General features: G+C 64.4%; 26 protein-coding genes. 14 read left to right on the forward strand and 12 right to left on the reverse strand.

The annotated features are described in order from the left end of the window. Positions 1 to 66 precede the first annotated feature (66 nt). A complete protein-coding gene (locus ACX80V_RS01630) occupies positions 67 to 918 on the reverse strand; it encodes a PHP domain-containing protein (protein WP_485841697.1) in 852 nt (283 codons plus the stop codon). 71 nt (positions 919 to 989) lie between these two features. Between ACX80V_RS01630 and ACX80V_RS01635 the strand changes: the two genes are divergently transcribed. The 4 genes from ACX80V_RS01635 (at position 990) to ACX80V_RS01650 (ending at position 6,092) form a co-directional block, all read left to right on the forward strand. Continuing rightward, the gene (locus tag ACX80V_RS01635; protein ID WP_485841698.1) at positions 990 to 2,588 is read left to right on the forward strand and encodes an aminopeptidase P family protein; all 1,599 of its coding nucleotides are present in this window, start codon (positions 990 to 992) and stop codon (positions 2,586 to 2,588) included. Positions 2,589 to 2,793: 205 nt separating this feature from the next. Continuing rightward, positions 2,794 to 4,158 (forward strand): ABC transporter substrate-binding protein, encoded by a 1,365-nt coding sequence (locus tag ACX80V_RS01640; protein ID WP_485841764.1) that lies wholly within the window; start codon positions 2,794 to 2,796, stop codon positions 4,156 to 4,158. Positions 4,159 to 4,191: 33 nt separating this feature from the next. Continuing rightward, a complete protein-coding gene (locus ACX80V_RS01645) occupies positions 4,192 to 5,178 on the forward strand; it encodes a carbohydrate ABC transporter permease (protein WP_485841699.1) in 987 nt (328 codons plus the stop codon). Between the two features lie 80 nt (positions 5,179 to 5,258). Further along, a complete protein-coding gene (locus tag ACX80V_RS01650) occupies positions 5,259 to 6,092 on the forward strand; it encodes a carbohydrate ABC transporter permease (protein ID WP_485841765.1) in 834 nt (277 codons plus the stop codon). A gap of 118 nt (positions 6,093 to 6,210) precedes the next feature. Here ACX80V_RS01650 and ACX80V_RS01655 read toward each other — a convergent pair whose 3' ends face one another. Beyond that, the gene (locus ACX80V_RS01655) at positions 6,211 to 7,188 is read right to left on the reverse strand and encodes a YflT domain-containing protein (protein ID WP_485841700.1); all 978 of its coding nucleotides are present in this window, start codon (positions 7,186 to 7,188) and stop codon (positions 6,211 to 6,213) included. A gap of 77 nt (positions 7,189 to 7,265) precedes the next feature. Between ACX80V_RS01655 and ACX80V_RS01660 the strand changes: the two genes are divergently transcribed. From ACX80V_RS01660 to ACX80V_RS01670, 3 genes are read left to right on the forward strand one after another with little or no spacing between them, the layout of a single operon-like run. Further along, on the forward strand, positions 7,266 to 8,549 hold the full coding sequence (locus ACX80V_RS01660; protein ID WP_058931861.1) for a magnesium transporter MgtE N-terminal domain-containing protein: 1,284 nt from the start codon (positions 7,266 to 7,268) through the stop codon (positions 8,547 to 8,549). Then, the gene (locus tag ACX80V_RS01665; RefSeq protein WP_485841701.1) at positions 8,542 to 9,327 is read left to right on the forward strand and encodes a DUF1003 domain-containing protein; all 786 of its coding nucleotides are present in this window, start codon (positions 8,542 to 8,544) and stop codon (positions 9,325 to 9,327) included. The genes ACX80V_RS01660 and ACX80V_RS01665 overlap by 8 nt, the downstream gene beginning before the upstream one ends. A gap of 11 nt (positions 9,328 to 9,338) precedes the next feature. Next, the gene (locus ACX80V_RS01670) at positions 9,339 to 10,466 is read left to right on the forward strand and encodes an Mrp/NBP35 family ATP-binding protein (protein WP_485841702.1); all 1,128 of its coding nucleotides are present in this window, start codon (positions 9,339 to 9,341) and stop codon (positions 10,464 to 10,466) included. Positions 10,467 to 10,497: 31 nt separating this feature from the next. Here the strand turns inward: ACX80V_RS01670 and ACX80V_RS01675 are convergent, their stop codons facing one another. The 3 genes from ACX80V_RS01675 to sigE all read right to left on the reverse strand — a co-directional run bounded on the left by ACX80V_RS01675 (position 10,498) and on the right by sigE (position 12,485). Then, positions 10,498 to 10,908, reverse strand: a complete 411-nt coding sequence (locus ACX80V_RS01675; RefSeq protein WP_485841703.1) for a twin-arginine translocase TatA/TatE family subunit — start codon at positions 10,906 to 10,908, stop codon at positions 10,498 to 10,500. A gap of 69 nt (positions 10,909 to 10,977) precedes the next feature. After that, complete coding sequence (locus ACX80V_RS01680; RefSeq protein ID WP_485841704.1) at positions 10,978 to 11,859, reverse strand: anti-sigma factor; 882 nt, start codon at positions 11,857 to 11,859, stop codon at positions 10,978 to 10,980. A gap of 8 nt (positions 11,860 to 11,867) precedes the next feature. Further along, a complete protein-coding gene (gene sigE, locus ACX80V_RS01685) occupies positions 11,868 to 12,485 on the reverse strand; it encodes an RNA polymerase sigma factor SigE (protein WP_485841705.1) in 618 nt (205 codons plus the stop codon). A gap of 227 nt (positions 12,486 to 12,712) precedes the next feature. On the opposite strand from sigE, the gene ACX80V_RS01690 reads away from it, so the two are divergent. After that, the gene (locus ACX80V_RS01690) at positions 12,713 to 13,345 is read left to right on the forward strand and encodes an O-methyltransferase (RefSeq protein ID WP_056343985.1); all 633 of its coding nucleotides are present in this window, start codon (positions 12,713 to 12,715) and stop codon (positions 13,343 to 13,345) included. Positions 13,346 to 13,428: 83 nt separating this feature from the next. Here the strand turns inward: ACX80V_RS01690 and ACX80V_RS01695 are convergent, their stop codons facing one another. The 4 genes from ACX80V_RS01695 to ACX80V_RS01710 form a co-directional block, all read right to left on the reverse strand. Then, on the reverse strand, positions 13,429 to 13,596 hold the full coding sequence (locus tag ACX80V_RS01695; RefSeq protein WP_009357720.1) for a DUF3117 domain-containing protein: 168 nt from the start codon (positions 13,594 to 13,596) through the stop codon (positions 13,429 to 13,431). Between the two features lie 235 nt (positions 13,597 to 13,831). Continuing rightward, positions 13,832 to 15,013, reverse strand: coding sequence for a putative hexosyltransferase (locus ACX80V_RS01700; RefSeq protein ID WP_485841766.1), 1,182 nt, complete (start codon positions 15,011 to 15,013; stop codon positions 13,832 to 13,834). 62 nt (positions 15,014 to 15,075) lie between these two features. Beyond that, entirely contained in the window at positions 15,076 to 15,474 is a 399-nt protein-coding gene (locus tag ACX80V_RS01705) for a DivIVA domain-containing protein (RefSeq protein ID WP_058931856.1), read from the reverse strand. A gap of 23 nt (positions 15,475 to 15,497) precedes the next feature. Then, complete coding sequence (locus ACX80V_RS01710) at positions 15,498 to 16,280, reverse strand: LOG family protein (RefSeq protein ID WP_485841706.1); 783 nt, start codon at positions 16,278 to 16,280, stop codon at positions 15,498 to 15,500. Between the two features lie 117 nt (positions 16,281 to 16,397). Between ACX80V_RS01710 and ACX80V_RS01715 the strand changes: the two genes are divergently transcribed. From ACX80V_RS01715 to ACX80V_RS01730, 4 genes are all read left to right on the forward strand, one after another. Continuing rightward, entirely contained in the window at positions 16,398 to 17,153 is a 756-nt protein-coding gene (locus tag ACX80V_RS01715; RefSeq protein WP_485841707.1) for an amino acid ABC transporter ATP-binding protein, read from the forward strand. A gap of 72 nt (positions 17,154 to 17,225) precedes the next feature. Next, a complete protein-coding gene (locus tag ACX80V_RS01720) occupies positions 17,226 to 18,113 on the forward strand; it encodes a glutamate ABC transporter substrate-binding protein (RefSeq protein WP_058931853.1) in 888 nt (295 codons plus the stop codon). Positions 18,114 to 18,206: 93 nt separating this feature from the next. Next, a complete protein-coding gene (locus ACX80V_RS01725; RefSeq protein ID WP_058931852.1) occupies positions 18,207 to 18,857 on the forward strand; it encodes an amino acid ABC transporter permease in 651 nt (216 codons plus the stop codon). Continuing rightward, positions 18,854 to 19,711 carry an amino acid ABC transporter permease gene (locus ACX80V_RS01730; protein WP_485841708.1) on the forward strand — a complete coding sequence of 286 codons (858 nt, stop codon included), beginning with the start codon at positions 18,854 to 18,856 and terminating at the stop codon, positions 19,709 to 19,711. The genes ACX80V_RS01725 and ACX80V_RS01730 overlap by 4 nt, the downstream gene beginning before the upstream one ends. A gap of 65 nt (positions 19,712 to 19,776) precedes the next feature. On the opposite strand, the gene dapE is transcribed toward ACX80V_RS01730, so the two are convergent. Continuing rightward, on the reverse strand, positions 19,777 to 20,913 hold the full coding sequence (gene dapE / locus ACX80V_RS01735) for a succinyl-diaminopimelate desuccinylase (protein WP_485841709.1): 1,137 nt from the start codon (positions 20,911 to 20,913) through the stop codon (positions 19,777 to 19,779). A gap of 50 nt (positions 20,914 to 20,963) precedes the next feature. On the opposite strand from dapE, the gene dapD reads away from it, so the two are divergent. Further along, complete coding sequence (gene dapD / locus ACX80V_RS01740) at positions 20,964 to 22,004, forward strand: 2,3,4,5-tetrahydropyridine-2,6-dicarboxylate N-succinyltransferase (RefSeq protein WP_485841710.1); 1,041 nt, start codon at positions 20,964 to 20,966, stop codon at positions 22,002 to 22,004. A 7-nt stretch (positions 22,005 to 22,011) separates the two neighbouring features. Beyond that, the gene (locus ACX80V_RS01745; RefSeq protein WP_485841711.1) at positions 22,012 to 22,869 is read left to right on the forward strand and encodes a transglycosylase SLT domain-containing protein; all 858 of its coding nucleotides are present in this window, start codon (positions 22,012 to 22,014) and stop codon (positions 22,867 to 22,869) included. 54 nt (positions 22,870 to 22,923) lie between these two features. Here the strand turns inward: ACX80V_RS01745 and ACX80V_RS01750 are convergent, their stop codons facing one another. Continuing rightward, the gene (locus tag ACX80V_RS01750) at positions 22,924 to 23,535 is read right to left on the reverse strand and encodes a hypothetical protein (RefSeq protein WP_058931847.1); all 612 of its coding nucleotides are present in this window, start codon (positions 23,533 to 23,535) and stop codon (positions 22,924 to 22,926) included. A 94-nt stretch (positions 23,536 to 23,629) separates the two neighbouring features. Continuing rightward, positions 23,630 to 24,241, reverse strand: coding sequence for a TetR/AcrR family transcriptional regulator (locus ACX80V_RS01755; RefSeq protein WP_485841712.1), 612 nt, complete (start codon positions 24,239 to 24,241; stop codon positions 23,630 to 23,632). Positions 24,242 to 24,278 lie beyond the last annotated feature (37 nt).

A 24,278-nucleotide genomic window follows, 5' to 3' on the forward strand; every position in this document is an offset into this window, starting at 1 on the left:
CGCTTCTCCCCAGTAAGCGCTAGGGTACTCAGCGTTGACGATTAGTCAATACATTGTAATTAACTACTACGCCGCACGCACCACAGCGGTTCCCGTGCCGAGTTCCTCAATCCGTGCCAGCACATCCGCGGTGGTCAGGTTTTCTCCCAGCAGGTTCGGTTTGCCCGCTCCGTGGTAATCCGAAGAGCCGGTGATCAGCAGCCCGTGCTTGGATGCCAGGCCCCTGAGGAATTCCCGCCCCTCCTCGGGGTTGTCGCGGTGGTCGATCTCCAGGCCGGCCAGGCCGGCGTCGATCATGTCGCGGTAGGTGCGCTCCCCCACGATCCGGCCCCGGCCGGACGCCACGGGATGCGCGAAAACGGGAACACCACCAGCGGCACGGACCAGTTCGACGGCGGTGGCGGGGTCGGGTGCGTAGTGCTGGACAAAGTAGCGCGAATGGGACGTCAGGATGGACGTGAACGCCTCCGAGCGGTCTGCCACCACACCGGCCGCCACCAAGGCATCAGCGATGTGCGGCCGGCCCAGGGTAGCCCCGGGAGCCACGTGGTGGATGACGTCGTCCCACGTCAGCGGGTAGTCTTCGGCGAGCAGGGTCACCATGCGTTCGGCCCGCGTGAGGCGCGCGTCCTTGGCCTTGGTGATCTCTTCAAGCAGCCCAGGGTGGGCAGGATCGTGCAGGTAACTCAGCAGATGCACACTGATGCCTTGCGCGGTCCGGCAGGAGACCTCCATGCCGGGGACCAGGGCCACCCCGTTTTCCAGCGCCGCGAGGGATGCTTCGGCCCAGCCGTCCGTGGAGTCGTGATCGGTTAGTGCCACCACGTCCAGGCCCGCCCGGGCAGCCGAAGCCATCACGTCGGCGGGGGTTTCGGTGCCGTCCGAAACGTTCGAGTGGGCATGCAGATCAATCCTCACTTGCCCAGCCTAGTTGACCGCGTCCGCGCCGGTATTGGCCCCCGGCTCGGTGCTGGTGAGACGATGGTGCCGTGAACGATGCCGAAAACACCCCGACCTCTGTCTCCCAGCCCCTCGACGAGCGCGTCAACAACCGCTCTCAGCGGCCCAGTTCCGCTGCTTTCAAGGCCTTTATGGCCAGTAACTGGGCGCCGTCCGGGCAGCACCTGCCGGCGCTCGACGCCGTGGCCAACTACGCCGCGGCCCGGCGCAAGGCCATCTCAGAGAAGTTCAAAGGCGAACGCCTGGTCATCCCCGCCGGTCCGCTGAAGGTCCGCTCCAACGACTGCGACTACCGGTTCCGTCCGCATTCCGGCTTCGCGCATCTCACCGGACTGGGCCTGGATCATGAGCCGGACGCCGTGCTCATTCTGGAACCGGCCGGTGAAGGAAAGGGCGACGGCGGCAGTCACCACCGTGCCACGCTGTACTTCCGTCCGCTGGCCGGCCGGGATACAGAACAGTTCTACGCTGACTCCCGTTCCGGCGAGTTCTGGATCGGTGCACGGCCCACCCTGGCCGAGTTCGAAGCGCGACTGGGCCTGGCCACCGCCCACATCGATGGACTTGAATCGGCGATCACCAAGAACGTGGGTGCCCCGGAGATCGGCGGCATCTCCATCCGACTGGTGCGCAAGGTGGACGAGAACATCGACGCCCTTGTGGATACTGCCCGTTACAACACTGCCAAGGACCCGGACAACCTGGACCTGGCTGTCCTGGATGCACTGGATGAAAAGCTTTCCGAAGCGCTGTCTGAACTCCGCCTCCTGAAGGATGAGTGGGAAATCGAACAGATGATGACTGCAGTAGCTGCGACTGTCGAGGGCTTCGTGGAGGTAGTCAAGGCCCTGCCCCGCGCCCTGACCCATACCCGCGGCGAGCGCGTGGTGGAAGGCGCGTTCTTTGCCCGTGCCCGCGAGGTAGGCAACGAACTGGGCTACGACACTATCGCCGCCGCCGGCAACAACGCCACAGTCCTGCACTGGACGCGGAACACCGGCAGGATCAACGCCGGCGAACTGCTGCTGCTGGACGCCGGCGTTGAAGCGGACTCGCTCTACACCGCCGACGTCACCCGGACCCTGCCAGTCAACGGCACGTTCACCGCAGTCCAGCGCAAGGTCTACGAGGCAGTCCTGGATGCTGCCGACGCCGGATTCGCCGCTGCCCAGCCAGGTGCCAAGTTCCGGGACATCCACACCGCGGCCACCAATGTGTTGGCGGAACGTCTAGCCGAGTGGGGGCTGCTCCCGGTGAGTGTCGAGGAAGCCGTCAGCACGGAAGGCCAGCAGCACCGCCGCTGGATGCCGCACGGCACCAGTCACCACCTTGGCCTGGATGTCCACGACTGCGCCCAGGCAAAGCGCGAACTGTACCTCGACGGCATCCTGACGGAGGGCATGGTCTTCACCATCGAACCCGGCCTGTACTTCAAGAACGAGGACCTGGCCATCCCGGCAGAGTACCGCGGCATTGGCGTGCGGATCGAGGACGACATCCTCATGACGGCCGATGGTCCGGTGAACCTCAGCGCTGCACTGCCCCGCAAGGCCGACGACGTCCAGTCCTGGATGGCAGGCATCTACCAGGAGCTGGACGGTGGTTTGGCAAGCGGAGACTTCCGCTAGAGGTCTTTGCGTCCAGCGCATCTCGGCAGCGATTCACTGGACGACCCTACCCCCTTGGTGAAACTCTCATAACAGTTTTTGGCAATCGCTTGCCAAAAGTTGGCATTGATGAATACGCTAGCCGCAGAGAAAGAAAATCGTAGACTGAGTTTTAGTCTCGGGTCTCTGCCGCAATGTATGTCTTCAAAGGAGAAGTCTCATGGGTATGTCCAAACCGCGTCGCATCGGCACCATCGCCGCAGCGGCCATTTCCGTCCTGATGCTTGCCGCCTGCGGCGGCTCGGGCGGCACAGGCGGTACCACCTCCGGCGCTTCTGGCGGCAAGGTGGACGGCACCGGAAAAACACTTAACGTCCTGATGAGCGTCACTGCGCAGTACCCGCAGGAACAACAGGCGTGGTTCAAGGAAATGAGCGCCAAGTTCAAGGCGGAAACCGGAGCCGACATCCAGTGGGAAACGTTCGCCAGCGCCAATGACGAGATGACCCGGATTCAGACGTCAGTCGTGTCGGGCCAGGGCCCGGACGTTTACGGACTCGGCACGACGTTCACGCCCACGGCCTACTCCACCGGGGCGTTCGTGAAACTGGGCGACAACGAATGGAACCAGCTCGGCGGCAAAGACAAGTTTGTTCCCGCAGCCCTGGGCATCTCCGGGCCGGATGAGGGCAACCAGATCGGTATCCCGTTCGTCAGCCGGCCGTTCGTGATGGCCTACAACACCGAGCTGCTGGCAGCTGCCGGCATCGAAAAGCCTGCCACCACCTGGGATGAATTCACCGAGCACGCCAAGAAGCTCACCACGGGCGACCAGTACGGTGTTGCCGTGGCCTATAAGGACAACTTCGACCCCTGGAAGTACATCTGGGGCATGTCCATCCAGGCCGGCAACCCCATCATTGACGGCAGCAAGGTCCGTCTCGATGACCCCATCACCAAGAAGGCCTACGAGACCTACTTCGGTTGGGTGACCAAGGACAAGGTGGTTGATCCCTCCTCCGTTGGTTGGGCCAACCCACAGGCCCTGGCAGCCTTCGCAGCCGGCAAGGCAGCGTACTTCCCCATGACCTCGCCGCTGTCCATCCCCGCCCTGGATGCCTCGGCCGTCAAGGGCAAGTACAAGTACGCCCTGATGCCCACTGTTCCCCCGGGCGAGACCTCCAACCCGTCGGGCGGTAAGCCTGCCACCAGCATCCTCTCCGGTGACAACCTCGTGGTGGCTGACTACTCAAAGCAGAAGGACCTCGCCTTCGCGTTCGTCAAGATGATCACCGAGAAGGACGTCCAGCTCAACTACTTCAAGGTCTTCGGCCAGCTTCCCGCGAACCAGGCAGCCGCCACGGAACTTGCAACCAACGAAGTGATTGCTCCGGCCCTTGAGTCGGGTGCCAAATCCGTTGCGACGCCGTTCAGCGGCGCCTGGGGCGATGTCCAGCTGTCACTGACCAACGTGGTTGTCCAGTCCATTCCGGATCTTTCCTCCGGTGCAGTCAGCGAATCCAACCTGTCCCAGCGGCTCAAGGACGAACAGACCAAATCGCAGACCGCACTGGACCGGGCCAAGAAGTAAGACCGAGCCACCAACTGCGGAAGGTTACGGAAAATGGCTAGCAGCGTTACCGAGCCCCGGCCATCGGACAGCAGTCCGATGGCCGGGGAGGCCGCCGGACCCGGCGAAACCACACCCCCTGGGAACCGACGAAAGGGGCTCAGCGAGAGGAACCGGCCTCTTTGGCTCCTGATTCCCGGCGGGCTGCTGATGACGATTGTCATCCTCGTCCCGTTGGCCATGGGCATCTGGATGTCCCTGATCGATCTGGATCAGTACACCCTTCGCCAGTGGGTCAGTGCCGAATTCATTGGCATCCAGAACTACATTGAAGCGGCACTCAGCAGCGAGTTGCTCCGCTCCATCTGGCTCTCTGTATCCTTCGCGGTGATTTCCACGGTGGTGACTGTCCCGCTGGGCGTGGCCGCCGCCGTCGTCACCCAGAACGCCTACCGCGGCCGTGCCGTGGTGCGCTCCATCTTCCTGATTCCCTACGTCCTGCCGTCGTTTGTGGTGGCCAGCGTGTGGCGGACCATGCTCCAGCCGGATGGCATCGTGAATGTGACGCTGACCAACATGGGAATGGACGGCGGATTGTGGCTTAACGGCCCGAACGCGTACTGGACATTGGTGTGGGTGGAAATCTGGGCGGCCTGGCCGTTCATCTACCTGTTGGCACTGTCCGGCCTGCAGGCGGTGGACCACGAGGTCCACGAGGCGTCGGCCCTGGATGGGGCACTGTGGTGGAACAAGCTGCGGTACGTGATTTTCCCTTACCTGAAGGGACCGGTTTCGCTCGCCTTCCTGCTTGCAACGTTGAACCACATCAACAACTTCACCCTCCCCTATGTCCTGTTTGGGGCGCCTGCACCGTCGGATGTGAACGTGCTGCCGATCCTGGTTTACGTCACCAGTTTCCAGAGCTTCCGGTTTGGCCTTAGCGCCGCCATGGCGGTCGTTTCGCTGATCCTGATCGCGATTCCGCTCTTCATCTACCTGCGCGCAGTCCGGCTTGATGTGCACGAAGGAGGAAAGAAATGACCATCGACGCGGCAAACCCGATCGAGCAGCAGAAGAAGCAGCCCATCCGGCGTGACGCAGCCCTGGAGGTTACACGCCTCATGCCGAGGCCGCTGCTGGCCATCCTCACGGTCCTGCTCTGCGCCCTGGTCCTCATCCCCATCGTGTATATCTTCCTGGCCTCGCTGAACACGGATGTGGGAGTCGCCAGCGGCGAGTTCTGGCCAAGCAGCTTCTCGTTGGACAGCTACACCAAGATCTGGGATTCCGTGGGGCTGGCGAAAGCCATCGGCAACAGCCTGATCGTTTCCGGGGCCACGGCAGTCGTCTCGGCCATCATGGCCATCGGCACGGCCTATGTACTGGTCCGGTTTGAGTTCCGCGGGCGTCTGACGGTACTGCGCGGGCTGCTGGGTCTCCAGTCCGTCCCGGGCACCCTGATGCTCCTGCCGGTCTTTGTGCTCTTCTCCTCCGCGGGCACCTATTTGGGTGTGACCGTCATCGGCACGCTCTGGGGCCTGTTTATCGCCTACCTGACGTTCGCCTTGCCGTTCTCAACCTGGGTGATGGTCACCTACCTCCGCGGTCTGCCGCGGGAATTGGAGGAAGCGGCGCGCATCGACGGTGCCTCAAACGTCGGGATCCTGTTCCGGATCATCATTCCGCTCAGTTGGCCCGGAATCATCGTTTCCGCGATTTTCGCCTTCCTGCTGGGCTGGAATGACGTGCTGTTCGCGTCGGTGTTCACCCGCCCGGACACGCACACTGCCGCGGTTGCACTGCAGGTCTTCGCGTCGGCCGTCGAGGGTGGAGCAATTCCGGTGTATTCGCAGCTGATGGCGGCCTCGCTGGTCTGTGCCGTCCCTGTGGTGGTGCTGTACTTCATGTTCCAGAAGTACCTCGTTGGCGGCCTGACAGCCGGCAGCGTCAAGTAAGACAGCTTCGAACCACAAACAACTCCGCCCGGTACAGCAGCTGCTGTATCGGGCGGAGTTGTTTGTTGCAGGCCGTGTTCCTCAGACCTTGCGTAAATCTGGCCTCCGGCACCGCCGCCTAAGGCGTAGATTCGCCGGAGTCCTTGGAGGTGTCTGGCTGGGAGTGCGCCCGGGACCGATCTGCCGCGGGCTGCTCCGAGCCGGTCTGTCCTGTCTCAGGCTGTTCCGTGCCACGCTCGCCTGCGGTGGCCTGGTCTGAGACGCGCACGCCGTACTGCGGCCGGCCGTCAGGGAGGTCCGGGTAGCGGACGGCGGCAGCGGGAGCCTTCGCCGGCTGGGCCGCTGCCTCCGGCTGCGTGCCCTGGTCCGGGCCGGTGGCCTGGCCCACGCCTTGGGCTGTCCCTTGGCCCGAAGTTCCGGCACCCTGCTGTCCGTAGGGGTCATTCCAACTGGCAGGGCGTGCGGGTGCCGGACCAGGCTGATTGCCCGGCTGGCCCGGCTCGCCGCGGTGCTGACCCTGGTGGCCCGTCTGGCCGTACTCCTGGTTCGGGTAGCCCTGAGGATTGTATGGGCCGGCTGCTGCGTCCGAGCGGGTCATGGGCAGTTGCTGGAGCAGCCGGCGCGCATCATGGGCAGCTTCCACCGACACCACAACGTCGTAGCTGGTGGCCACCACCTGGCTGGTGGAGGTGAAATCCCGCTTTCCGCGCTGCATGGCATACGTGACGATGCCGAACAGCATAAAGAAGGCAGCCCCCATCAGCACAGACGCCAGGATGGAGAAGTAACCGGGCGATGGTGCGAAGAAGGAAAGCATGACGCCAACGAAGAGGCCGAACCACATACCGCTGAGCGCCCCGGAGAGAGCCACCCGAGGGTAGCTGAGGCGGCCGGTCACCCGCTCAACCATCTTGAGTTCGTTGCCCACGATGGAAACCATCTGGACCGGGAACTGCTGGTCGGCGAGGTAGTCCACCGCCTTCTGGGCATCCAAGTAAGAGGTGTACGAGCCTACGGTGTCACCGGTGGGCACCGTGCGGGCGTCGTCGGGCCCACTGGGGCCACCGGCCTTGGGAGCACCAAAAATGTTTGACATACATCCATTCTTGCCCATCAGCATGTATGCCGCCTGTAAATTCAGCTAAAAGAGAGCAGACTCGGTAGCCTGTAGACGTGAGTACAAATCTTTCGCGCGTCTTCGTGGCCCGCCTGCTGGGTCTTGACGTCTTCGACCCCTTGGGCGACCGTCTGGGCAGGTTGCGCGATGTGGTCGTGCTCTCGCGTGGCAGCCGCGGCGCCCCGCACGTGGTGGGCATCGTCGTCGAAGTTCCCGGTAAAAAGCGCGTCTTTGTGCCGATGACACGCATTACCTCCATCGACCAGACACAGATCATCTGCACGGGTCTGGTCAACCTCCGGCGCTTTGAGCAGCGCGGCGCGGAGACGCTGGTGGTCGCGGAAATGTTCGACCGCCGCGTCACGCTCCGTGACGGCAGCGGCGACGCCACCATCGAGGACATCGCCATGGACCAGCACCGGTCCCGCGACTGGTTCGTGAGCAAGCTGTTCGTCCGCCGGGGCCACTCCCTGTCCCCGCTCAGCCGGCTGCGCCGGAACGAGACCATGATCATCGACTGGGCCGACGCCCTCCAAGGTGCCCGCACCGAACCCCAGGCAGCCACCCAGTTCGTGGCCAACCACGAGGACCTCAAACCCGCTGACTTCGCCGAGGCGCTGCAGGAAATGAGCGACAAACGCCGCTTCGAAGTGGCCAGCGAACTCCAGGATGAACGCCTGGCCGACGTGCTGCAGGAAATGCCCGAAGACGACCAGGTGGAGATCCTCTCCGCCCTCGACGTCGAACGCGCGGCGGACGTCCTGGAGGAAATGGACCCCGACGACGCCGCCGACCTCCTCGCCGAGCTCCCTTCTGCACAGGCGGAGGAGCTTCTCCGCCTCATGGAACCCGAAGGCGCCGAGGACGTCAGGCGGCTCCTCGAATACGACGAGGACACGGCCGGTGGCCTGATGACGCCTGTTCCGGTGATCCTCCCCCCGGAGGCAACTGTCGCCGAGGCACTGGCCCACGTCCGCCGCGAGGAACTCTCCCCCGCCCTCGCCTCGTCCATCTTCATCACCCGGCCCCCATTGGAAACCCCCACGGGACGGTTCCTGGGCGTTGTGCACATCCAGCAACTGCTCCGCTATCCGCCGCCGGAACCCCTGGGCAACCTCGTGGACAAGAACCTTGAGCCGGTCTCCGACCAGGCCCACATCAGCGAGGTGGCGCGCACGCTCGCCACCTACAACCTGAACTGTCTTCCCGTGGTCAATGACGCGGGCCGGCTCGTAGGGGCGGTGACTGTTGATGACGTTTTGGATCATCTGTTGCCGGATGACTGGCGCGCCTATGATGGCGAAGCCCCGGTAAGAAAACTGGGAGGCCGCATTGGCTGACACCGGCGCCCCCAAGAATCCCAACAAGAAGGCGGCAGCCAAGGGCGGACTCGACACACCCCTGAGTGGCCGCCAGCGCATCCTGCCGAAGTTCTCACCCGACCCGGATGCATTCGGCCATGCGACGGAAGGCTTCGCCCGGTTTATGGGCACGCCGCAGTTCCTGGTCTACATGACGGTCTTCGTCGTCATCTGGCTGGTCTGGAACACGTGGGCACCGGCGGAGTGGCAGTTCGATTCGCGCCTCCTGGGCTACACCCTCCTGACACTGATGCTTTCGCTGCAGGCCTCCTACGCGGCCCCGCTGCTGCTGCTGGCCCAGAACCGGCAGGACGACCGCGACAGGGTCTCCCTCCAGCAGGATCGCCAACAGGCGGCACGCAACCTGGCCGACACCGAGTACCTCACCCGGGAGCTTGCGTCGCTGAGGATCGCGCTGCGCGAGGTTGCCACCCGCGACTACGTCCGGGCCGAACTGCGGACACTCCTCGAGGACATGCTGGAAGCGCAGGAGGAGCTGCGGACCCACGATCCCGCCGGATCCGGCAGCCACGAGTCCCCGCGTGAGAAGGTCAAGGAAAAGCTGAAGGAAAAGCGCGACAAACAGCGGAACCCCCGCACGCAGCAGATTCCCAAGGTCAAACCCAGCCATGTCGCCAAAGACACCGTCGCCAACGACACCGTCGCCAAGGACGCCGCCACCAAGGACACGGCCGCTACCGACCCCGCAATCCAGGACCCGGCCGTCCCCAAGCACATCCCCACCACCGAAAGCTGAGCCCCGCCCGCATGAGCGCCTCCCTGGAGCAGGCAGTCCACGCTGCGCTGGCCACCGTGATTGATCCTGAGCTCCGCCGTCCCATCACGGAACTGGGCATGGTGGAGTCCGTGGATGTCGCTGCGGACGGCCGGGTCAGGCTGGCTGTCCTGCTGACCATCGCGGGCTGCCCCCTGCGCGGGACCATTACCGCAGACTCCGAGAAGGCGCTGTCCGCAGTTCCGGGCGTGACCGCCGTCGAGGTTGAACTGAAAGTGATGAACCAGGCCCAGCGGGACGCCCTGAAGGAACAGCTCCGCGGCGCCTCCGGGCAGCGCGGGATTCCGTTCAACGAGCCGGCGTCCCTGACCAAGGTGTTCGCGGTGGCAAGCGGCAAGGGCGGTGTGGGCAAGTCATCGCTGACCGTCAACCTTGCCTGCGCCCTGGCCGCCCAAGGCCTCCGTGTGGGCATTGTGGACGCCGACGTCCATGGCTTCTCGGTTCCGGCCCTGATGGGCATCACGCAGGCGCCCACCCGGGTGGACGACATGATCCTGCCGCCGGTGGCCTACGGCGTAAAAGTGATTTCCATCGGTATGTTCGTCGCCGGAAACCAGCCGGTTGCCTGGCGGGGGCCGATGCTCCACCGGGCCCTGGAACAGTTCCTGACGGACGTCTACTTCGGCGACCTCGACGCCCTGTTCCTCGACCTGCCGCCCGGCACCGGTGACATCGCGATTTCGGTGGCCCAGTTGCTGCCGAAGGCCGAGATCCTGGTGGTCACTACACCCCAGGCCGCAGCTGCCGACGTCGCCGAGCGCGCCGGTGCCATCGCCACCCAGACGGGTCAGACGGTGGCCGGCGTCATCGAGAACATGTCATACCTGGAAATGCCCGACGGCGGGAGGATGGAGCTGTTTGGAAGCGGCGGTGGGGCGGTCCTCGCCGAACGGCTCACAACGACGGTGGGCACCGATGTGCCGCTCCTGGGTAAGATTCCGCTGGACATCCTGCTGCGGGAAGGCGGCGACGCCGGCACGCCCATCGTGCTTGGCCGGCCAGACACTCCGGCGGCCATTGCTTTGACCGACATCGCCGGAAAACTTGCTGCCAGGCCCAGGGGCCTGACGGGGATGAAACTGGGCCTGCAGCCGCGTTAACGCAACGCTGCCCACCAGAGGCAACGGGGGCCTAGGTGGCTTCGGAATCGAACGGCGCGGGTTCGCCCGGCGGCAATGACTGGACCACGCGTTCCGGACGGGAAGCGGCCGTCCCGGTTGCGCCAAGCGCCCCTGCACCGGCAACAGCAGCCACCGCGGCCGGAGCTCCGGCACTGACGGACTTGGTGTCGTCGTCCAGGAGGGCTTCCTTGATGATGCGCCGCGGATCGTACTGGCGGGGATCGTATTTCTTCCAGTCGACATCGTCGATGTCGATGCCGACTTCTTCCTTGATCTGCTCCCGGGCACCGGAGGCCATCCGGCGGACTTCCTTCACGAGATTCGCAAGTTTCTGGGTGTATTCGGGCAGGCGCTGGGGACCGATCACCAGGATGCCGATGATCAGCAGGAGGAAGAACTCCGGGCCGTTGATTCCAAACACTTTAGGAAGATTACCCTCTCCGGAGCCCCGCTGACGATTCCTGCCCGCCAGCGTCGCAAAGTGCCTGCATCACGGAGCCAGCATCTCCCCGAGTTTGTGGATTCCCCGCTCCAACCGGGCGGCGGGAGAGTCGTCCGCTGCGGTCACCGGGGAGTCGGCAGGCGCGGTGCTGACACCCGCGTTAATTCCTTCTACGGCGAGGACGCCGAGCCGCTGCAGCACTGGAACGGCGTCATCGGCCTGCTCCGCCGGGAGGTCGGACTCAACAGTGAAAGTTCCTGCAGTGGTCTCCACGGTGGCCGTCCAGGGCGCCAAGCCGCTGACCAGCAGCTTTCCCTCGTTCTCACCGGAGTTCTGCTCGGCGTCCTGACCCGACTGCTGCTGGGCGTCCACGGGATGCTGTTCCACGATGGTGGCATAGTGTTGCCCATCAGTCAGGTGCATTTCCACCGCCGGCCGCCCATTCAGCGTTATGGCATTGGCGCTCCGGACGTGGAAGCCGAGTGATGCCAGGTCCGGACAGACCCAGCCTTCAGAGCGTAGGGCCAACAACTGCGGAGCACTGATCTCCCTGCCGTCGGCCGGTAGCTGGGCCGTATGCTGCACCAGGCTCCCGTTGATGGCAAATTGGGCGACGGGCAGGCTGTCCCCCGCCAGCGCAAACGCGCTGACGGCAAGAATTCCAGCGGCTGCTGCTGTCCCGCCGGCGGCAAGTGCCACGGCTCGCGCGGCCCGGTACGGGCTCGGGGCTGGCTCGGCCGCGGCCGCGAGCAGCTGCGTCCTGACCAGCAGCCGGGCCGTCAGGTCCTCGCTGGCAGGCGGCACGGCCGCGTCACGGAGCCGCTCGATGTACTGGCGTTCACGCTTTAGCGCCGCTGCACATTCTGCGCAGGTCTGCACGTGGTCGGCGCCGCGGTGATGCCGGCGGCCGAAGGGGTTCTGGGGCGTCATGGTGCCGATCAGAGGATGCTGGCGATGCGCGGCAGCGAAAGCTTCGGCGTGCGTCCTTGCTGTGGCCTGGGATCGCGGTGGGCCAGCTTTTCGCGCAGCATGGTCCGGCCCCGGTGGATACGGGAACGGACGGTACCCAGTTTGACGCCGAGTGCAGCGGCCACTTCGTCGTAGGACAGGCCTTCCAGGTCGCAAAGCACGACGGCGGCGCGGAAGTCCGGGGGCAGCTCCTCCAAGGCAGCCTGCACATCGAGGTCCAGGTTGTTGTGTTCGAAGCTCTGTTCCGGTCCGGGTTCACGCCCGGGGATCCGGGACTCGGCGTCTTCGGCCAGCGCGTCAAACCGGATGCGGGTTTTCCGGCGCGCCTGGTCCAGGAACAGGTTGGTGGTGATGCGGTGCAGCCAGCCATCCAGTGTCCCTGGCTTGAAATTCTCCAGTGACCGGAAGACGCGGACGAACACCTCCTGGGTGAGGTCCTCGGCGTCGAACTTGTTCCCCGTCAGGCGGTACGCCAGCCGGTAGACCTTGGCGGAGTGGTTGGCCACCACTTCCTCCCAAGTGGGCCTGACCCATACAGCGGCGGAATCTTGCGTCGCAGGGACAGGCGCCATACCTGATGCTGACATCGTCCACTCCCATCGTGGATTGCTATCGCCCGGATACTGTTGACATCTCTTGTTCGGCGCCGATCACCTCACGGATGACCGGATATCCATCATTTCAAAGTTGGCTGGGAATTTCCTGACCGGGGCGGTTCTTCAGCCAGAGGCACAACGATTCCCTTCCGCGGCTGGCACCCCCTCACACAGTAGGCTGTACTAAACACTCCCCTGCCGCCCAGAAAGCGAATCACATGAGCGCCGACAAATCCACGAGCTGGTCCTATGCAGAAGATCTGCCCGCAGAGGATGAGGTTATGCTTCGTGCCAGGGAGCGCTCTTTCGAACTGGGCGTGACGCCCATCGGCGCAGGTGTTGGTGCGGTCCTGACGGTGCTGGCTGCGGGCTCGAAGGCCCAGACCGCCGTCGAAATCGGCACAGGCGCGGGTGTCTCGGGGGTATGCATCCTGCGGGGGCTCGGACCGCAGGCAGTGCTGACCACCATCGACGTGGACGTCGAACATCTGAAGGCGGCACGTGAAGCTTTTTCGGAGGCCGGCAGCCCGGCCAACCGCACCCGTACCATTTCCGGCCGCGCCGGTGATGTCCTCCCGCGCCTGACCGACTCCGCTTATGACCTGGTGTTTGTTGATGCCGACAAGCCCGGCCTGCCCGGCTACGTGGAACAGGCCGTCCGGCTCCTGAAGGCCGGCGGGCTGCTCATCATTAATGACGCACTGGACAAGGACCGCGTGGCCAACCCGGCTGTCCGGGAGTCCAACACTGTGGTGCTCCGCCAGGTGGGCAAGGCAATCCGCGACGACGACCGCCTGGCGTCCGCGATGCTTCCCACTGGCGACGGCCTGCTGGTCGCGGTTAAGAAGTAGATCCACAGCAAATAAGCCAAGGTCCGCAGCCGGTTGGCTGCGGACCTTGGCCCTGCGGGATTATTCGGCAACGCCGAACAGGATTATTCAGTCACGCCGACGAGGCATTCCTTAAGGTTGGCCGCCTCCGCAGCGTTCAGTTCCACCACAAGCCGTCCGCCGCCTTCGAGCGGTACGCGCATGATCAGGCTACGGCCCTCTTTGGTGACTTCCATAGGGCCGTCGCCGGTGCGTGGTTTCATAGCCGCCATGAGGAATTTCCCCTCCATTTAGTCCCAGGACATATCAGCCCGGATGGGCTGTGTCCGCATGGTCAAATCAAGCCGCTATGGCGGCCCGTACTGATGCCGCCATGGCTGAACATTTCTGAATGCTTTTTGTCCCTGCTTACTTACTATTATCCCGTAATGACCCGCACGTAGCTAATCGATGGACATTTACGGCCGCGTCGGATTCCCCAATCCGCCGGCCAGGCGCCGCCCACGATCACGGCGGATAATCGCCGCCGCCCGGAAGCTGCGCCCATGCCCACAGCCAGACGATCCACACGATCTGGAGCAGGACAAACATTGTCAGGGCCGTGCCGCGGTATGCCTTCGACCGGGACAAGAGCGCGGCAGCCAGGGCCAACGGGAACAGCGGGAGCAGCATCCGGAAAGTACTGGTCTGGGGGTGGAGGAACACCAGGAGGTAACCCATGTAGCAGGCGCACCACAAGCGCAGTTCCACACCAAGCCGGACCACCGGCGGGGAGAACAGCAGGAGCGCAAAGAGGCCCGCAAAGACGAATGGCGCCACGATCCCCAGGACGGGGCCAAAGAGGTCGACGCCGGCGTCGAACCAGGGCTTGAAGGGCACCAGGTCATGGCCGCGCCACACTGTTTCGGTTTTGGTATACGCCTCAATATCTCCGGTGGCGGCCCAGGCCGCTGCCGGCCACAGCAGTGCCGAGGCACCGCACACCACGGTTAGGCCCGCCAGGGACGCCAGCTCCCCGAGGCTGTGGGTGCCCAGCCGCTCCTCGCGCCCCCGTTCGACCAGTCGCCAGAGGAAGAGAAGCCCCACCATGGCGGCAAAGGGAACGCCCACGGGTCGGGAGAGGCACAGCAGCAGGACCACCGGCATGGCAACGAAATAATGACGCCTGATGACGAGCAGCAGGGCGGTGGCCAGCAGGAAAACGGTAAGGGGCTCCGCGTACGGGACCTGGAGAATGGCGGACACCGGAAAGGTCGCGAAGAATGCCACGCCCCAAAGCGCCGCTGTGTGCGAAGCCTTGTGCCTGAACAGGCAGTACAAAACCAGCGCCGCACCCAACCCCGCCAGCATGGCGACGACCGTCAGCGCCACGGCAGGGCTGATTCCGGTCAGGCTTGCGAGCGCACGGCCCAGGGCCGGGAAGAGCGGATAGAAGGCCCACGCATTTTCCTGCACGTTGCCGGCGGCATCCGTTGGAAGCGGTGAGGGATAACCGTCGGTGATGATCCGGCCGTACCATCGCGCATCCCAGATATTGATGAAGTTCCAGTAGTCAGGGCCGGCCGGAAACCACGGGTTGGGTCCTTGGTGCAGCGCTGCTGCCATAAAGATGCAGGCGCTGACCAGCCGGGCAGTGGCGTAGAGGGCGGCAACCTGCAGCCACCAGGGCCAGCGTTGGACTGCCCACATGGCGCGGGCGCCGAATGCGGTGATCAACGCCGTCGGGCCCGTCCGGTCCCCCGTGTCAGTGCTCAAGCGCCGGCCTCCGGGTGCGCCGCCCGTTCCGATTCCAGCAGCCGTGCCCGGAGCCTGCCCATTTCTTCGTCTTTGGCCGCGATCTGGTCCCGCAGTTCGTCGAGGACCTGGTCCACCTGGTCCATCCGGTACCCACGCAGGCCGAGGGAGAAGCGGACCCGGTCGACGTCGGCAGGTGCAGCGTCCGCGGGCAGCAGCACCGGCGGAAGGTTGGCGGGCGGCTGCCCGAACCCCTGGTAGAGAATCGGATTCTCCGGGACCTCGGAGCCTGTGGCCGGTTCACTGCCCCGGCGGAGGCTGCGCAGAATGCCGCGGCGGCCACCGGCGCCTGCCCACAGGGTGGCGGCGATCAGCACGATGGCGAGGTAGACCAGGAAAAAACTCACAGCACCCATCGTGCCAGATATGGGCTGGCCGCCTATTCGGGCCGTTGCTCGCCGTTGGTGGAAACCGGGGGCGTCCAGTGCAGCACCAGTTGCACCGCTTCGGCGGGATCGTCCACCACCTGGATGAGGTCCAGGTCCTTTGCGGAGACCATTCCCTCGGCCACGAGGGTGCCCTTGATCCATTCGATCATCGGCCCCCAGAAGTCGACGCCGAGGAGCACGATCGGGAAGGAGGTCACTTTCTGGGTCTGGACCAGGACCATGGCTTCAAAGAGTTCATCCAGCGTTCCCAACCCGCCGGGAAGAACGATGAAGCCCTGGGCATACTTGACGAACATGGTCTTCCGGGCGAAGAAGTAGCGGAAGTTAATGCCGAGGTCCACCCACTGGTTCAGGCCCTGCTCGAAGGGCAATTCAATGCCCAGGCCGACGGAGACGCCGTTGCCTTCCACGGTGCCGCGGTTGGCGGCCTCCATGGAGCCCGGACCGCCGCCGGTAATGACGGCCACGCCCGCGGCTGCCAGCTTCCGGCCTACTTCCATGCCCATTTCGTAGTACGGGCTGCCGGGCTTGGTGCGCGCCGAGCCGAAGACACTGACGGCGGGCCCCAGATCGGCAAGCGCGCCGAACCCCTCGACGAACTCGCTCTGGATCCGGAGGACACGCCAGGGGTCTGAATGGACGAACTGTCCTGCGCCTTTGGTATCAAGCAAATGCTGGTCGGACATTTCCACAGCCGCCTGCTTGCGACGGAGTTCAAGGGGCCCCTTACGGCGCGGCTGGGAAGTTTTGGCCGGATCTGCGTTGATGCTCATCCCACAAGGCTAATGCCAAGGCCAGCCTGCCTGTGGCAGGTATCTCTTGAATCACGATCCGCGCGAACTTGGCGTGATTCACCTCATAACCAGCCAATGTTCGCTAGATTCTTCTTTATGACTACTCATGTGCCCGGCGATGCGCTCGTCTCCCTGAATGGTGTGAATAAGCATTACGGTCAGTTGCACGTTTTGAAGGACATCAATCTCCACGTCCGTAAGGGCGAAGTGGTGGTGGTCATTGGCCCGTCAGGCTCAGGAAAGTCCACGTTGTGCCGTGCCATCAACCGTCTGGAAACCATCGAAGGCGGCACCATCAGCATTGATGGAAAGGTGTTGCCGGAGGAGGGGAAGGAGCTGGCCCAGCTCCGCGCCGACGTCGGGATGGTTTTTCAGTCCTTCAACCTCTTCGCGCACAAGACCATCCTTGAGAACGTGACGCTTGGTCCCATCAAAGTCAAAGGCGTTGCCAAGGCCCAGGCCGACAAGGAAGCCATGGCATTGCTGGAGCGCGTGGGCGTGGGGCACCAGGCCCCCAAACTCCCGGCGCAGCTCTCCGGCGGCCAGCAGCAACGCGTGGCCATCGCCCGCGCCCTGGCGATGAAACCAAAGGTCATGCTCTTTGATGAGCCCACCTCTGCGCTGGACCCCGAGATGATCAACGAGGTCCTTGACGTCATGATCCAGCTGGCCAAGGAAGGCATGACCATGGTTGTGGTCACGCACGAAATGGGCTTCGCCCGGAAAGCCGCCGACCGTGTGGTTTTCATGGCGGATGGCCAGATCGTAGAGGATACCAAGCCGGAAGAATTCTTCACCAACCCGAAGAGTGAGCGCGCGAAGGACTTCCTGTCCAAGCTACTCACTCACTGAGTTTCCATCAACGAACACACCCTCCAGTTCGCACCAGGCCGTGACCCACGGCCGACCAATGAAAGGAATGTCATGAAGGCATTTATGACCCGCCGGAAGTCGTTCTTCGTGGCGGCTACTGCTGCCCTGGCGTTGTCCCTGAGCGCATGCGGCGGCACCACCCCCGGCACCACCAGCGATCCCACTGTTGCCGACAAGCCGACGTTTGCCGCCGGCACCACCATGGCCAAGCTGTCCGCCGCTGGCACCATCAAGATCGGCACAAAGTACGACCAGCCGCTCTTCGGACAGGTGGGTCTGGACGGCAAGCCGGTGGGCTTCGACGTCGAGATGGGCAAGCTGATCGCTGCCAAGCTGGGCATCGCTGCGGACAAGATCGAATGGTCAGAGACTGTCTCTGCCAACCGCGAACCGTTCATCGAACAGGGCAGGGTAGACCTGGTCATCGCCACGTACACCATCAACGACAAGCGCAAGCAGGTTGTGGACTTTGCCGGCCCGTACTACGAGGCAGGCCAGGCGCTGATGGTCCTCAAGGACAACGACACCATCAAGAAGCCCGAAGACGTCAAGGGCAAGAAGGTTTGCTCCGTGACCGGCTCCACCCCTGCTGCCACGATCGTTGAGAAGTACCAAGCCGAACTGTCGCCTGCCGGGACCTACTCGGCCTGCCTTGAGCCGCTGCGCAACAAGCAGGTTGAAGCCATCACCACGGACAACGTGATCCTGGCCGGCTTTGTGGACAAGGAGCCTGAGGTCTTCAAGCTGGCCTCGGATGAAACCTTCACCAAGGAGCCGTACGGCATTGGCCTGAAGAAGGGCGACACCGAGTTCCGCAACTGGATCAACGACCAGCTCGAGGCGTTTGGCAAGGACGGGTCCTACAAGAAGGCCTGGGAAGCAACTGCAGGTTCGGTCATCAAGACCGCCCCTGAGCTTCCTGCCATCGTCCGCTACTAGGTAGCAACGGCGGCTTCCGTGGAATTCGTTACACGCGTTCCCCGGAAGCCGCCACCCTGCTTTTGACCCCTATGCCTAGAGCCGAAGGATCCTATGGAAGTCATCATTGAAAACCTCCCTCTTTATTGGGAAGGCCTTCTCCGCACTCTTTTCCTGTCCGTCGTCTCCGGGATCATCGCCCTCATCCTCGGAACACTCCTGGCAGCCGCCCGCGTTTCCCCTGTTGCAGCCCTGCGGGGTTTCAGCACCGTCTACGTGGAAATCCTCCGGAACACACCCCTGACCATCGCCTTCTTTTTTGCTGTGGTTGTCCTGCCCCGCCTCGGCGTGACATTCCAGCAGTTCGAGGTCGCAGCGATCATCGCGCTTAGCGCCTACACAGCGGCCTTCATTGCTGAAGCAGTCCGTTCAGGCGTTAACAGCGTCCCGCTCGGCCAGGCTGAGGCTGCGCGCAGCATCGGCATGAATTTCGGCCAGGTCCTGAACCTCATTATCCTGCCGCAGGCGCTGCGGACTGTGATCCCGCCGCTGATCAACATCCTGATTGCCCTCGTCAAGAACTCCTCCGTCGCCGGCGCGTTCTTTGTCCTGGAACTGTTCGGCTACGGACGCCAAATGGCCAACGCCAACGGTGACCAGGTCATGGCAGTTCTGCTGGGCGTGGCGTTCTTCTATCTGCTCCTCACCATTCCGCTGGGCGTCCTTGCCAGCACGGTGGAACGAAAGGTGGCGATTGCCCGATGACTTCAGTCCTCTACGACGTTCCCGGCCCCAAAGCGCGCCGGGTCTCGCTGATCGGTTCCGTGGTTGGAACCGTGCTGATCCTGGGCCTCCTGGCATGGATCGTGATGACCCTCGCCCAGCAGGGCATTTTTGAAGGTCGCCGCTGGGCGATCTTCACCCGGGGCGACGTCTGGACGCTGCTAGCCAACGGCCTCGGCGCCACGCTCAGCGCCGCCGCCCTCGCCGCGGTCATCGCGTTCCCCCTCGGCCTGATGTTCTGCCTCCTGCGTATCTCGCTGGTGGCCTGGATCCGGATTCCGGCCCGCGTGGTCCTGGAATTCCTGCGCGGCATGCCGGTTGTCCTGATGATGCTCTTCGTTCTGCTGGTATTCGGGACGAGTTCCTTCGTCGCAGTGGTGGCCGGGCTCGTCCTCTACAACACCGCTATCTTCGCGGAGATCATCCGGGCCGGCATCCAATCACTGCCGAAGGGACAGCGGGAGGCGGGCCTGACCATCGGCCTGACCAGTTTCCAGTCCCGGATGCTCATCGAGCTGCCGCAGGCAGTTCGCCGCATGATGCCGTCGCTGGTTGCCCAACTCGTGGTGCTCCTGAAGGACACGTCCCTGGGCTACATCGTGGCGTACGGCGAACTTCTGCGCGCAGTACAGGTCATGGCGGACTTCCTGGGTAACGCGTTCCTGTTCCCCATTTTCTTTGTGGCTGCCGCCATCTACATTGTGATCAACATCTGCGTGTCCCGGCTCGCAATCTGGATCGAGCGCCGGGGTTCCAAGAAGACGGCAGGCGGTGTTGCGCCGGCGCCAACCGCCGTCGTCGCACCGGAGCTTCCGGACGTAACGGGACGCAAATAGCAACACCCAAAACACATGCAGAAGGGTCCGCAGCCTGCAGGCTGCGGACCCTTCTGCATTGCGGACTAGGCCGAAAGCCAACTTTGCAAAGCACGCAGGCATTCACGGATGGCGTCGGCGTCCACGTGCTCGTCGTCTTTGTGTGCCAGCAGCGGATCGCCGGGGCCGAAGTTCACTGCCGGGATCCCCAGTTCGCTGAAGCGGGCGACGTCGGTCCAGCCGTATTTCGGTTTCGGCTCGGCACCCACGGCGGCTACGAAGGACGCCGCGGCAGGGTGGTTCAGTCCCGGGCGCGCACCGGCGGCAGCGTCCGTGCGGACCACAGCGAAGCCCTCCAACAGTTCGCGCACATGCGCCTCCGCCTGGTCCGGAGTCTTGTCCGGGGCGAAGCGGTAGTTGATCTCCACCACGCACCGGTCCGGAATCACGTTGCCTGCCGTGCCGCCGTTGATCTTCACCGCGTTGAGGCTCTCGCGGTAGTCCAGGCCGTCCACGTTGATGGTCTGCGGTTCGTATGCCGCCAGCCGGGCAAGGATGGGCGCCGCCGCATGGATCGCGTTGCTGCCCATCCACGCACGCGCAGAGTGTGCTGCCTCACCCACCGTGGTGGCCTCAAAACGGCTGGTGCCGTTGCAGCCACCCTCGACGGTGCCGTGGGTCGGCTCCAGGAGGATGGCGAAATCGCCGCCCAGGAGGCTGCCGTGGTTGCGGACCAGGCGACCCAGACCACTCTTGACCGCTTCCACTTCCTCGTGGTCGTAGAACACGAAGGTGACGTCCCGCTGTGGCGCCGCGCCGCCGTCGAACATTGTGGCCGCCAGCGCGAGCTGCACGGCGACACCGCCTTTCATGTCCGTGGCCCCCCGTCCGTAGAGCACGCTCTCCCCCGGGATGCCTGAATCCCAGCTGGACGGGACGGTACCGCGCGCGCCTTCATTAGCCGGCAGCGGCACTGTGTCCAGGTGTCCGGCGAGGATGACGCGTTCCGCCCTGCCGAGTTCCGTGCGCGCGATGATGGCGTCACCGTCGCGGACCACGTGGAGTTCCGGGATGGCCCGCAGCGCCACTTCGACAGCGTCCGCCAGTTCCGTCTCATTCCCGGAGACACTGTTGATGTCCATCAGGGCGGCAGTCAGCACGGAGACGTCCTGGCGGAGGTCCAAAGGCACGGTGATCGATTCAGGGGCAGTTTCGGCAGTCACGTTGCCAGTCTAGTTCGAACCCGGTGCCCGCCTCTCGGTACACTGGGGCCATGACTGAGACCGCTACCTCCGCCGCGCCCAAAGACCAGAACGCAACTTCCGAAGCCCGCTCCGCCTACGGCTTCGGGTTGGCAACCATCGCCAGTGCCACGGGCGAGGAAAGTGCCGAAGCCACCGTCCTGGACGTCTGGTTCCCGGCGCCCGCCCTGGGCATCGCGGCCGATAACTTGCGTGCCGTGGAGAATGCGGACGAAACCCTGGTCCAGCTCGCCGAGAGCGGCACGGACGCTGACCGCGGGACCGAGCAGAAAGTCGTCTTCGTCCAGATCAACCTTGACGAAGCTCCGGCTGACACCGCAGACGCGTACCTCCGGCTGCACCTGCTCTCCCACCGGCTGGTCCGGCCCAACACGATCAACCTGGACGGCATCTTCGGCAAGCTGCCCAACGTGGTGTGGACCAACTTCGGCCCCGCCGCGGTGGAAGGCTTCGAACTGACCCGCGCCAAACTTCGCCGCCGTGGTGCCGTCACCGTCTACGGCGTGGACAAGTTCCCGCGCATGGTGGACTACGTGGTGCCCGCCGGCGTCCGGATCGCCGACGCCGACCGTGTCCGCCTCGGCGCCCACCTCGCCGAAGGCACCACCGTGATGCACGAAGGCTTTGTGAACTTCAACGCCGGCACCCTGGGCGCCTCCATGGTGGAAGGCCGCATCTCCGCCGGCGTCGTCGCCGGCGACGGCAGCGACGTGGGAGGCGGCGCGTCGATCATGGGCACCCTCTCCGGGGGCGGCAAAGAAAAGATCGTCATCGGTGAGCGCGTCCTGCTGGGCGCCAACTCCGGCGTCGGCATCAGCGTCGGCGATGACTCCGTGGTGGAGGCAGGCCTCTACGTCACCGCTGGAACCCGTGTGCTCGTTCCCGGGCCCAAGGACGAGAATGGCGAGGACACCGCCAAGATCGTGAAGGCAGCCGAGCTGTCCGGCGTCCCCAACCTCCTGTTCCGGCGCAACTCCACCACCGGCGCCGTCGAGGCGCTGCCGCGCAAGGGCCAGACAGTGGAACTCAACGACGCCCTCCACGCCAACTGACCCGTCGGTGGCACGTGGACGCAGTTTCGTTCGCCCCACCGTGCTGCTGCTTACCCTGGCGCTGGCGGGCGCCGGCATCTACACAGCGGTCTCCTTCCTGCAGCGCTCCGAAACCCTGGTCTCGGAGCGCTGCACGGCCGACGTCGGGACCCAGAGCGCAGAGCTTGCAACGGACCAGGCGGTTAATGCCTCACTGATTACAGCGGTGGCGGTGCAGCGCGGGCTGCCTCCCCGGGCAGCCAGCATCGCCCTTGCCACCGCCATGCAGGAATCCAAGCTGCGCAACATCGCCCATGGCGACCAGGCCGGCCCTGACTCCCGCGGACTCTTCCAGCAACGTCCCTCGCAGGGGTGGGGAACCGAGGCCCAGGTGATGGACCCGTACTACGCGGCCAATGCTTTCTACGATGCCCTGGTCAAGGTTCCCGGCTACGAGTCCCTGGAAATCACCGACGCCGCCCAGCGTGTCCAGCGCTCGGCATACCCCCTCGCGTACGCCCAACACGAAGATATGGGCCGGTCCTTTGCGTCCGGCCTGACCGGCCAAGCACCCGCCTCCGTGCTGTGCACTTTGCGCGCCCCGCAGGAACCGGGCATCCCCGCCGCCGTCGAGTCCGAGCTAGCCCTGGCGTACGGGCCGCTCGCCATCACCACGGAGAATGATTCGCTCGTGGTGGCAGCTGACGGCACCCAGGCCTGGTCCGTGGCGCAGTGGGCAGTTGCCAACGCCAAGGGCCTGGCGGTGACGCGCGTGGATGTTGCAGGCCGGAGCTGGGACCGTGAGGATCAGGGCGGCTGGCACGAATCCGACGCGCCCGCCGGACAGGTCCGCATTACAGTGGCACCGGCCGGCACCGGCAGCTGACTTCCTTAGTGCTGATGCGCGGATGCTGATGCCCCGGATGCTGACCGCGCCGCCTCAGACCAGGATGTCCACCACGGGCTGGACGTAGCTGCGGAAGAGCTCCGGCGCGGACATGAGGTTGTGGCTCATGATGATCTTGTCCGGCTCCAGGTACCACGCCCGCTGTTCGTTCAGCGGCAGTTCGATGATGGTCAGGGTGAAGTCCCGTGACCCCCGGCCCACCTCCAGCAGGCGGTCATCCACCATGTCTCCCAACAGCTGGTCCGAACCGCTGGCCACCCGTTCGGCTTCCAGCCGGACGTACTCACTGCGGCGCTCCCGTGCCCAGGTCAGGGCTGACCCGAAATGCGCCTGCAGGACACGCTGGAGGGCCGGGGAATTCCCGAATTCCCCAAAATCCGGCGGGGACAGCTCCGGTGACGTCTGGGGGTGCGCCTTCAGCAACTGCTCCCACCAGGCTTCCCATTCGGTCTTGAGTGCGCTCAGCCCGCCGACGTCGGAGGTGAGATGCGAGTGGTCGGCATGGTGGATCTTCGGCGCGGCATGGGACAACGCAGGGTGGCCGGCGCCGTCGAGTCCTGCCGCATCACGGACAAAGAGCGCGATCATCAGAGGCCCGGACGTATCCGTAGTGATCTGCCAGCCGGAACCACCTGTGTGATGCATCCCTACTCCTCCTGTGGCCTGCCTGTACCGGCCTGACCAGCCGGTTCCGCTCCCCCGGCTCCCAGTCTATTCCCGATGCCACCGGACGGTAATGTCAGGCGGCCAGGCTCTTCAGGTGCCGGTCCAGGACGTCATGGCACATCTGTGCCGTCATCCAGGCGGGCTGAAGGAGGGCGTGCATGCACAGCCCGTCCAGCGTAGCCAGCAGCCTCTCCGCCTCGACCGCCAGCGACTGCTGCCCGTCGCCGTCGTCCGGTACCAGGGCGGTGATGACCTGCCCGACGACGGCAGCCACCTCCCGGTGGCTCCGATCAGCCTCGGCCGCGAGGAAGGGACGGATCCTGGCTGCGTTCTTGAAGGCCATCCACACGCAGGCGTCCACGGCCCGTTCCTCGTCGAGCGGCAGAAATTCACCCAGCAGGGTTAAAACCGCCTCACGATGCGGGCCGGTCGCGGGTTCGCTGGCGGCCATCGCCGGCAATGCCGCGGTGAGCCGGCCCGTGATCCGGTCCACAACGGCGGCAAAGGAATGGCTGAGCAGTTCCTCACTGCCGGCGAAGTAGTGCCGGACGGAGCCAACGGCAAGGCCTGCTTCGTCCGCCACCTCCCGCAGTGACGCCCGCTCAAGACCGTCGACGGCGATGATCCTGAAGACCGCTTCAACGATTTCTGCGCGCCGGGCTTCGGCATCTACAATTTTGGGCACCCCTATTATTTAGCACACCTGTGCTTAAATCAACACA

The organism is Pseudarthrobacter arbutini (assembly GCF_054510915.1).

Coding starts and splice junctions, on each gene's coding strand:
- ACX80V_RS01640 (WP_485841764.1), top strand. CDS start 2,794: ATGTCCAAACCGCGTCGCATCGGCACCATCGCCGCAGCGGCCATTTCC.
- ACX80V_RS01645 (WP_485841699.1), top strand. CDS start 4,192: ATGGCTAGCAGCGTTACCGAGCCCCGGCCATCGGACAGCAGTCCGATG.
- ACX80V_RS01650 (WP_485841765.1), top strand. CDS start 5,259: ATGCCGAGGCCGCTGCTGGCCATCCTCACGGTCCTGCTCTGCGCCCTG.
- ACX80V_RS01655 (WP_485841700.1), bottom strand. CDS start 7,188: ATGTCAAACATTTTTGGTGCTCCCAAGGCCGGTGGCCCCAGTGGGCCC.
- ACX80V_RS01670 (WP_485841702.1), top strand. CDS start 9,339: ATGAGCGCCTCCCTGGAGCAGGCAGTCCACGCTGCGCTGGCCACCGTG.
- ACX80V_RS01680 (WP_485841704.1), bottom strand. CDS start 11,859: ATGACGCCCCAGAACCCCTTCGGCCGCCGGCATCACCGCGGCGCCGAC.
- sigE (WP_485841705.1), bottom strand. CDS start 12,485: ATGTCAGCATCAGGTATGGCGCCTGTCCCTGCGACGCAAGATTCCGCC.
- ACX80V_RS01690 (WP_056343985.1), top strand. CDS start 12,713: ATGAGCGCCGACAAATCCACGAGCTGGTCCTATGCAGAAGATCTGCCC.
- ACX80V_RS01695 (WP_009357720.1), bottom strand. CDS start 13,596: ATGGCGGCTATGAAACCACGCACCGGCGACGGCCCTATGGAAGTCACC.
- ACX80V_RS01700 (WP_485841766.1), bottom strand. CDS start 15,013: ATGTGGGCAGTCCAACGCTGGCCCTGGTGGCTGCAGGTTGCCGCCCTC.
- ACX80V_RS01705 (WP_058931856.1), bottom strand. CDS start 15,474: ATGGGTGCTGTGAGTTTTTTCCTGGTCTACCTCGCCATCGTGCTGATC.
- ACX80V_RS01710 (WP_485841706.1), bottom strand. CDS start 16,280: ATGAGCATCAACGCAGATCCGGCCAAAACTTCCCAGCCGCGCCGTAAG.
- ACX80V_RS01715 (WP_485841707.1), top strand. CDS start 16,398: ATGACTACTCATGTGCCCGGCGATGCGCTCGTCTCCCTGAATGGTGTG.
- ACX80V_RS01720 (WP_058931853.1), top strand. CDS start 17,226: ATGAAGGCATTTATGACCCGCCGGAAGTCGTTCTTCGTGGCGGCTACT.
- ACX80V_RS01725 (WP_058931852.1), top strand. CDS start 18,207: ATGGAAGTCATCATTGAAAACCTCCCTCTTTATTGGGAAGGCCTTCTC.
- ACX80V_RS01730 (WP_485841708.1), top strand. CDS start 18,854: ATGACTTCAGTCCTCTACGACGTTCCCGGCCCCAAAGCGCGCCGGGTC.
- dapD (WP_485841710.1), top strand. CDS start 20,964: ATGACTGAGACCGCTACCTCCGCCGCGCCCAAAGACCAGAACGCAACT.
- ACX80V_RS01750 (WP_058931847.1), bottom strand. CDS start 23,535: ATGCATCACACAGGTGGTTCCGGCTGGCAGATCACTACGGATACGTCC.